Annotated in this window: 6 protein-coding genes; all 6 read right to left on the bottom strand. The window is 72.6% G+C overall.

The features are described from left to right. Window positions 1-28 precede the first annotated feature (28 nt). The gene (locus OO014_RS18145; protein ID WP_272463733.1) at window positions 29-1,138 is read right to left on the bottom strand and encodes a ScyD/ScyE family protein; all 1,110 of its coding nucleotides are present in this window, start codon (window positions 1,136-1,138) and stop codon (window positions 29-31) included. Between the two features lie 130 nt (window positions 1,139-1,268). Beyond that, window positions 1,269-2,441 (bottom strand): VWA domain-containing protein, encoded by a 1,173-nt coding sequence (locus OO014_RS18140; protein WP_272463732.1) that lies wholly within the window; start codon window positions 2,439-2,441, stop codon window positions 1,269-1,271. 220 nt (window positions 2,442-2,661) lie between these two features. After that, window positions 2,662-4,908: a DUF5682 family protein gene (locus OO014_RS18135; protein ID WP_272463731.1), complete on the bottom strand. Its 2,247-nt coding sequence runs from the start codon at window positions 4,906-4,908 to the stop codon at window positions 2,662-2,664. 10 nt (window positions 4,909-4,918) lie between these two features. Beyond that, window positions 4,919-6,016: an ATP-binding protein gene (locus OO014_RS18130; RefSeq protein ID WP_272463730.1), complete on the bottom strand. Its 1,098-nt coding sequence runs from the start codon at window positions 6,014-6,016 to the stop codon at window positions 4,919-4,921. After that, entirely contained in the window at window positions 6,013-7,500 is a 1,488-nt protein-coding gene (locus OO014_RS18125; protein ID WP_272463729.1) for a DUF5691 domain-containing protein, read from the bottom strand. Before OO014_RS18125 ends, OO014_RS18130 begins: the two co-directional genes overlap by 4 nt. Then, a partial coding sequence (locus OO014_RS18120) for an SWIM zinc finger family protein (protein WP_334685060.1) occupies window positions 7,497-8,978 on the bottom strand: 1,482 nt, incomplete at its 5' end. The genes OO014_RS18125 and OO014_RS18120, both read right to left, overlap by 4 nt.

Here is an 8,978-nt window from a genome sequence, read left to right as displayed (position 1 = left end):
CCCCCCCCCCCCACCTCTGGTCTGTGGCTCAGCGAGCGATGCGAAGGACCTGCCCGCCTCCGGCAGCAACGGATCCTGTGGTGACGTACGCGTACTCACCGCGGATGGCGACCCCGTAGGGGGCGAAGAGCCCGCTGGCAACGGCGTGGTGCGTCGAGGATCCTGGGTGCACCTGCACGAGCGAGCCGAACGGTCCGGCGAAGAGCCCGTTGGAGGCGATCTCGACCGCGTAGAGCGTCCCGTCGGCGGCGAAGGCGAGCGAGGTGACGTTGGTCAGGCCGGTGGCCCACGCCGTGGGCGCTTGGCCGGGGACGACCCGCCAGATCGTCGAGGACCCCGGCTCGAAGGGGAAGCCGACGAGCTGGGAGACATACCAGGCGCCGTCCGGGCCGCGGACGACATCGGTCGGCACCGCGTCCGCCGGGAAGCCGGGGAACGGGAATGAACCCACCGTCGGCACGGGGTCGAGGACCGCCACGGTCGAGCCACCCTTGCGGGTCGACACGACGGCGTTTGCGCCGGCATCCGCGACGACCCAGCCGTTGCCCCACGTGGCGAGGCCGACGGGGTTGCTGTCGATGTCCGTGGCGTCGGGGTTGGCCTCGGCCTCGTAGGCCGTGGCGTCGAAGACCTCGGTGAGCGAGTCCAGCCCGTCGAGATGCCGGAGGTCGCCGGTCACGACGGTCCCCAGGAGCGCCGCGTCCGGGCCGTAGCCGGCGCGGTACTCCGGCGAGCCGCCCAGGCCGATGGTCAGGGCGAACTGGTGGTTGCCGGTGAAGGCGATGTCGCCGGGTCCGATCGCGTCAGCCGGGCTGCCGGCGGACGGGAGTCCCTCCAGGACCCGCTCGAACCCGCCTGCGGCAGGGTCGACCTTGCTGACCGAACCGGTGAAGCCGAAGCAGACCTCGCCGAACTCCGGGTGCTCCTGGCAGGGGCTGTCGGCAGGGTTCCCGGCAGTGCCGGCCTCGGCGACGTAGAGCCCGCCGCCCGGGCTGAAGGCGAGCTGCCTCGGGCTGTTGAGCCCGGAGGCGATCACAGTGACGTGGCTGCCCGCGGAGGCGGTGACGCTGCCGGTCGCGGCCAGGAGGAGGGTGGCGGCACCGACCGCCATGAGTCGTACCGAGTGATGTCTCGTCATCGAGCGCTGCCCTTCGGTGAGTCCCCTGACGTGGTGGGTGACTCATCGACGGTGGCACGGTTGCGGCGCGCTGTCCGCAGAATCCTCCAAACGGTCTGGAGGATCCCCTTATGTCCCCGGGCCAGGGCGTTCAATCCTCCTCGTGGCTCGTGACGATGTCGTTGGCGGCGGCCCACCCGGCGATGTCTCGCCGCTCGATCGCTGCCGCCATCAGGTCCGGGAAGAGGTCGGGGGTGCAGGCGAAGGCCGGCACGCCGATGGCAGCCAGTGCCGCGGCATGGTCGGCGTCATAGCTCGGCCGGCCAGAGTCGCTGAGGGCGAGCAGCGCGATCATGGTCGTCCCCGCCCCTGTGATCGCCGCCGCCCGGCGCAGCATCTCCTCGGCGATCCCGCCCTCGTAGAGATCGCTGACGAGCACGAGGATCGTCTCGGTCGGCTGGCTGATCAGGCTCTCGCAGTAGGCAAGGGCCTGGTTGATGTCGGTGCCCCCGCCGAGCTGCACGCCGAAGAGCACGTCCACGGGGTCGTCGAGCTCGTCCGTCAGGTCGACCACCCTGGTGTCGAAGACGACGAGCCGGGTCGCAACCGAACGGATGGAGGCCAGCACCGCTCCGAAGACGCTGGAGTAGACGACCGACTCGGCCATCGAACCGGACTGGTCGATGCACAGGATGATGTGGCGCTCGACCCGCTGCGCTCTGCGCGCGTGACCGACGAGGCGCTCGGGCACGACGGTGCGGTGCTCCGGCTGGTAGTGCTTGAGGTTGGCCGCGATGGTGCGGTTCCAGTCGATGTCGGAGGACCGGGGGCGCCGGGTGCGGGCCGCGCGGTTGAGGGCGCCGGTCACGGCCTGCACGGTCTCGGCGCGGAGCCGTTCCTCCAGCTGATCCGTCACCGTGCGGACGACGGCTCGTGCGGTCGCCCGGGAGCGCTCGGGGATGACCCGGCCCAGGCCGACGAGAGTGGTGACGAGATTGACGTCGGGTTGCACGGCTTCCATCAGCTCCGGCTCGAGCAGGAGCTGCGTCAGCCCGAGGCGGTCCATGGCGTCGGCCTGCATGACCTGGACGACCGAGGAGGGGAAGTAGCCGCGGATGTCGCCGAGCCAGCGCGCCACCCGAGGGGCGGAGGCACCGAGCCCGCCACGTCGCTCGCTGTCGTACAGCTGGCGGAGAGCCTCGTCCCGGCGCACGTCGTCGGCGTCGAGTGCCACCTCGTGGATGCCGTCGGCCTCCTCGCCACCCAGGACGAGCCGCCAGCGGGTGAGCCGGTCTCGGCTGCTGGCGCGCTCGGCTGGGCTCACGTCCCGAGCGTAGGCGTTGCCAACGACAAGCGGCACACGGCGCCTCGGAGGCGGTTGACAACCCGGTCACCCGGTGAGGACTGCGCACTTGTCGCCGAGACGGGCCAGAGCTGATCCCGTATGCCGCTGGGCGGGCTTGACCTACCCCAAGTCCTGGACCGAGGCGCTGTCCGACCCCCAGACTGGAACGACCCCCCACCCTTCTGAACCGGACAAGGGGTCAGCTCTCCAGTGGAAGGCCCAGCAGCCGGGCCACGGCTGCCACGGCAGGGGCGGCCCGTTCAAGGTCGAGGTCGGCGTCGGACTCGCCGCCGGAGCCGCGGACCGGTTGACCGGAGGGCGCGCCGCCCCGCCTGAGGTGCGCTCCGATCTGGCGCCGCTCGGCCGGCTGGTAGCGGGAGAAGGTGCGCCGGACCAACGGCAACAGGTCCTCGAAGGTCTCCTCGGAGACCGAGCTGAGCCATTCGTCGACGATGAGGAGCAGGTCCTCCGTGTGGAGCAGAAGGAGCGCCTCACCGGTGAGGAAGCCATCCAGCCAGGCTGCCGCTGCAGGCCCGGCGACGGCGTGCGACAGGTGCCTCGACAAACGGGCTGCCGCCGTCGCGGGGTCGATCTCCCCGGCGTCGAGCAGCAATCGGTTGGCCCGCCCTCCCACGTCGCCATGGATCCGGTCGTCGGCGGCGACGGCGGCGAGCGCTGAATGCCATGGCGTGCGCAGCGCCGGGTCGTCGAGCAGGGCCACGCCTCGGTGGGCCGATTCGATCGCCGCACGCATGGCCGCGGCTCCGTCGTCGTCGAGGCTCGCACAGGCGGCCCTGAGTCCGATCGAGGCGCGGACGACGACCGCAGCGACGAGCTGGGCGACCTCGCCCACGTCGACACCGCGGACGTCGCCGTAGCGGCAGGTCCGGGCCAGCGGTTCGATGGCAGCGAGGAGACCACGCGTGTCGTGCTGTCGTGCCGTCCGGTCGGCCAAGCTGGCCACGACGGACCTGAGAGCCTGGCGCAGGTCGGCCAGCAGGCACTGCTCGATGAGGCCGCTCAGGGTGGCGAGATCTGCAGCCTCCTGGGCCTGCTCGGTGACTCGGGCCTCGGCCGCCGAGGCCACCGTGTTGCCGTAGAGGCTGGCTTCGATGAGGGCCACGGACAGCTCTGGACGCCATTCGAGCTGCCAGGCCTCCTTGAAGGTCCCGGTGGTTCGTCCCGTCTCGACGGGCTCTCCCCAGTCGACATCGAGGAGTCGCAGTCGGTGGAGCAGCACCGATCGGGCCAGCTGGGCCTCGCGTCGTAGGTCGAGCTCCACCACCGTCGCGGTGGCGCTGACCTTGAGGCGAAGCGTCCGTTGCTGCCTCGTCAGGTCCGCGGCGAGCGGCACCATCGGCGTGGCCTCCGGCACCTGTCCGAGCTCGTCGCCGACCACGAGGGTGCGGTCGATGAGCCGCAGTGGCAGGTCGGACCCGTCGGTCAGCGCAGCCTGGGCCGCATCGGTCAGTTCGCTGAGGCCGACGGACGGGCGGCCGCGCACGGCCGCGAGAGCGCCTGCGAGTCGGGTCGCGTCGACGACCGAGGCTGTGGAGGCGTCGATGCGCTCGTCTCGCAGGGCACGCGCGACGCGGACGAACCAGGAGGGCACGACCGACTCCTCCGGGGTGACGAAGAGGTGGTGGTACCACCCGGGAGAGCGGACCCCCGCACCGTAGCCCGAGGCGTAGGCGAGCCTGGCCGAGGACCAGGGGACCCAGGTCGCGCGAACCTTGACCTTCGGCAGCTTCACGAGCAGGGCGTTGTCGCTGGCCGCGGTCGGGAACGACGCCGGATCGAGCGCCGGGGCGTGAAAGGCCCCGCACACGAAGGCGATCCGTTGCGCGCCGTCTCGCTGTGCGCTGCGCAGGGCCTTGCGCATGGCCGCCTCGCGTCGAGCGTTCTCCAAGTCCTCGCCCGGCTCGCCGGAGGCACGGACCTCGGCCATGGCCAGGCTGAGGTGGCGGAACTGCTCGAGGCTCGATCGACGCCGGTGCTCGATGACGTCCTCCCACCAGCGTTCCGGGTCGTCGTAGCCGGCCGTGGCCGACAGGACCGTGAGGGGGTCGAGGCGGTCAGCCGCACCGCCCTTCGATGACTCCGGTGATCCGGCAGCGAGGGCCAGCGAATGGGTGGCCGGCAGGTCGGCGAAGCCCACGGCCACCTCGTGCTCCACCGCCCAGCGCAGCGTCACCCACTCGGGCGAGAACGCGGCGAAGGGGTAGAAGGACGAGAGCCGCGGTGTGTCGACCGCATAGACCAGTCCCGCCACGGGAGGGACGAGGTCTGGCTCCCCGGCCAGCGGGATGAGCGCGTCGAGCTCTGGTGGCCCCTCGATGAGGATGCGGTCGGGCCTCAGCTCCTCGAGGGCGCCGAGCACCGATCGGGCGGACCCCGGGCCGTGGTGCCGGATGCCGAGGATCTCGACGCGCGCAGTCGCCGCCATCACTGAGCCGTCACGTCAGCTCTCGGCAGGCCCGGTAGAGATCCGCCCACTCGCGTCGGTCCTTGACGACGGTCTCGAGGTACTCCTGCCAGACGATCCGGTCCTGGACCGGGTCCTTGACGATGGCGCCCACGAGACCAGCTGCCACGTCGTCGGCGCGGACCACGCCGTCGCCGAAGTGGGCGGCGAGCGCGACGCCGTTCGTCATCACCGAGATGGCCTCTGCGGTCGAGAGGGTGGCGGAGGGCGACTTGATGGTCGTGCGCTGGTCGGCCGTGACGCCGGACCGGAGCTCGCGGAAGACCGTGACGACCCGCTGGATCTCAGCGAGCGACTCGAGGCCCTCCGGGAGCTCGAGGGTGCGGCCCAGCGAAGCCACGCGCGTCCGGACGATCTCCACCTCCTGGTCGAGGCTGTCGGGAAGCGGCAGGACCACCGTGTTGAAGCGCCGCTTGAGGGCCGAGGAGAGGTCGTTGACGCCCTTGTCCCGGTTGTTGGCGGTCGCGACGACGTTGAACCCCTTCTGCGCCATGACCTCCTCGTCGAGCTCGGGAATGGGCAGGTGCTTCTCCGACAGGATCGTGATGAGGGCGTCCTGCACGTCAGCGGGGATCCGGGTGAGCTCCTCGACCCGCACGATCGCGCCGAGCTCCATGGCTCGCATGACCGGGCTGGGGACGAGGGCGCCGCGAGTCGGGCCCTCGGCCAGCAGGCGGGCGTAGTTCCAGCCGTAGCGCAGCGACTCTTCGGGCGTGCCGGCCGTGCCCTGGACGACGAGCGTCGAGTTGCCACTGATGGCCGCGGCCAGGTGCTCGCTGACCCACGTCTTCGCCGTGCCGGGGATGCCGAGGAGCAGCAGTGCGCGGTCGGTGGCGAGCGTGGCGACGGCGACTTCCATGAGCCGGCGCGAGCCGAGGTACTTCGGGGTGATCTCGGTGCCGTCGTCGAGAGTGCCCCCGAGCAGGTAGGTCGTGACGGCCCAGGGGGAGAGTCGCCATCGAGGCGGTCGCGGCCGGTCGTCTGCGCGGGCCAGGGCTGCGAGCTCGGCGGCGCTGGCGTCCTCCGCGTGAGCCCGCAGGACCGTGGTGGGCAGGTCGGTGTCGCTCATCGGAAGGCCTCGCTGATCGATCGCTTGACGGAGTGGAACTGCAGAAGGTGGCGCAGGTTGGTGGCCAGCGCGCCGTCCTGGCGCTCGCGGGCGAGCCAGGCCTCGAGGGCGGGCAGCGCGTCGGGATGGAGCCCGGTGAGCAGATGCGGCATGGCCTGGCCGACAGCCATGCCGGTGCCCTTGTCCGCGCCGAGACGCGGGAGGACCGCGAGGCTGAACTGCGCCGACCACGGGGCGGGCACCGCCGCGACGAGACTCGCGGCTGACGCCTTCGGGTCCGCTGACAGCCGGGCGAGCACGGCGGACTCTCGGTCGCCGGACGGCAACGCCGCGACGAGGTCGGCGTGCCAGGAGCGCGTGAGGAGGGCCGCCGCCCAGACCGGATCCTTCCGCACCTGAGCAGCGTGCCGTATGCCGCTGAGTGCGTCCTCGTCGGACAGCCGGCTCACGATCGTGGTGGGGTCCCAGCCGGTTGCCGCCTCCCAGAGGCCCAAAGGAGCGCCGGCGGCGATCTGCTCGAGCCACCACCCTCGGGCGGAGCGGCGTGGCGGCGGCTTGCCCAGTCCGTCGCGGACGCCTGAGGCATCGGGCTGCTCCGGGAGGGCGATCTCGAGGGTGCGGCGCCGAATGCCCCGGGCGTGGATGAGCGGCCGCAACCGGTCCGCCATGCGCTGGGCTCGAGCCGACTGGGGGAGGGCGTCGAGGAGGGAGGCCGCGACGTCCCGGACGCCGGCGGCCCGGTCGTCGAGGGCCCGCTCGAGCAGGGCCTCGTCGTCGGGGCCGAGGCCGATGCGCAGGGCGTCGAGGTGCGCCGCCCGGTCGCGGGCGCTGTCGGAGCGCCACGTCGACTCGACGAGGTGACGGCCGACGGCGGGGTCGTCGGCTCGCACGCGGGCCAGGACGGGCAGGCGGGCCGAGGAGGGAAGGAGCGCCCAAGCGTCCTCGGTCAGCTCGGCGGCTGCGCTGCTCGCCTCCACACCAGTCAGAGCATCGGGCACCCAGGCCCAGTCGGGTCGCTGCCGGGCGAGCCAGCGGCCGCGCTGGTCCAGCACCGCGGCAGCGGGCCCGCGCATGGCCCGGGTTGTCGTCGCGAGGTCGAGGATCGTCGGGAGCAGGGCATGCGGCAGTCGGCACCCTGCTCGGTCGGCTGTCCGGAGCCAGTGCTGCAGCAGGTCGGTGCGGTGGCGGGCCCCTGCGGGCGGCTGGGTGAGGATGAGCTCGAGCAGCTGGGTGGCCAGCGGTCCTGCAGCAGGTCGCTCGTCCGGCGGGGCGGGCGGGGCCGCCCTGTGGCGCTCGGCCCGCCGGCCGGCCCGCAGTGCGGCGGCTCCCAGCGCCGCCCCGGTGAGCAGGGCCTCCTCGGAGCGCAGCTGGGGACTGACCGCAGGGGTGACGGAACCGATGCTGGGCGGCGGGGGCACCGGACGCCTGGCGGTGCCGACGAGCGCCACCGACTGGATCTCGTGCCACCACTCGGCGAGGGTCACAGGGCCACCAGCTGATCCCCGACGACCGCCGAGAGCGGGCGCGCGCGTCGCCCCTCGAGCTCGACGAAGACGCGGGTCGGATGACCGCCGGTCAGCGCGAGCAGCGGCCACGGTGGGCTGTCGTCGGTGAGCCGGAGCCCATCGCCCGTCTCATCCACCAGCGCTCCCGACCCGGGTCCGGTCTCCACGGCAGTGGCGCGGACGTCCTCCAGCACGACCGGCACGCGCCACGCCCACGGGTTGACGCCCCACGTCGCGGCCGCCACGCCCAGGGCTGCGTCCACCGAGAGCCCGTCGACCCCGTCAAGCACCGGTCGCGGCTCGGACGGCTCGATGACGAGGGGCTCGTCGACGAACAGCGCCCGACGCACCGCCTTGCCGGGATAGCGGGCCAGGGTCGCGTCGAGGACGGAGCCGACGACCCGAGCCATGGGCAGGACCTGTCCGGATGCGGCGAAGTCGAGCACCTGGACGGTCTCGCCACACCGCTCACCGTGCAGCCAGGTCCGCTGCTGCTGCAGTCGCCCGTCGTCGGTGCGATGTGCGCCGAGCACGGTCCAGCGGTCGGAGACGGAGTCTGCCCGGCGCACCGACTCGCTCGACACGGGCCACCCGATGACCGCACGGAGGTCACCCATCGTCGCCTCGTCGGCGGACTCGCGTCCGGTCCACGCACGCGTCACGGTCCACCACCGGCCGAGGGCAGCGAGCAGATGCTCGTCCCAGTCGGGACGGCCGCTCACCTCCGACGCCATGGACCGCACCTGCTCGGCGAGACCGGGGAGCTGCGCATCGACGAGGCGCGCCGCTGTGGTGTCCCACCACCCGTAGGGCTGGGCCCGGACACCGGCCGTCCCGCCCCGGACCACGTCGCCCAGCCAGCGGGAGAAGTCCTCCATGCCCCCGGTCATCAGGGCGAGCCGCTCCTCGAGGCGCTTGGCCTGCGCGACCGGATCGGGCGTGCGCTCCCGCTGTCCCTCCCGAGCGGCCGCGCTGCCGGCCGCTCGCGCCGACCGCTCGGCGGCAAACGCGGCAGCGAACCCGGCCGGCTCCGCGGCGTCACGGACGGACCCGGAGCCGTCGACCCAGAGCATGAGCAGGGCCAGCCCGTGCTTACACGGGAACTTCCGGCTCGGGCACGAGCACCGGAAGGCCGGCCCGGTCAGGTCCACGCTGACCTGGTAGGGCGTCTTGCCCGACCCCTGGCACTTCCCCCAGACGAGGGTGTCGGTCGACCCGGTGTCCGACCAGGGCCCTGGGCGCGCGAGCCGGCGCGAAGCCGCGACCGACGCGGCGTCGGGGGCGAGCGCGGCGACCTGCTGGGGCGTCCACCGAGTCATGAGGAGGCCATCATCACCCATGCCGCCCACAGCCGCGCCCGCCCCGAGCGGCGTCCTGTGCCGCCCTGGCGTGTGGGTCTGACGACCCAGCCACAACAGGACCGGGCCGTATGCCGCTGAGCTGGCCCAGCGGCATAC

Origin of the sequence: Intrasporangium calvum (assembly GCF_028446585.1) — a bacterium.
Classification (GTDB): domain Bacteria; phylum Actinomycetota; class Actinomycetes; order Actinomycetales; family Dermatophilaceae; genus Intrasporangium; species Intrasporangium calvum_A.
Note: the sequence above shows the minus strand (reverse complement) of the source record. Positions and strands in the feature narration are given on the sequence as shown.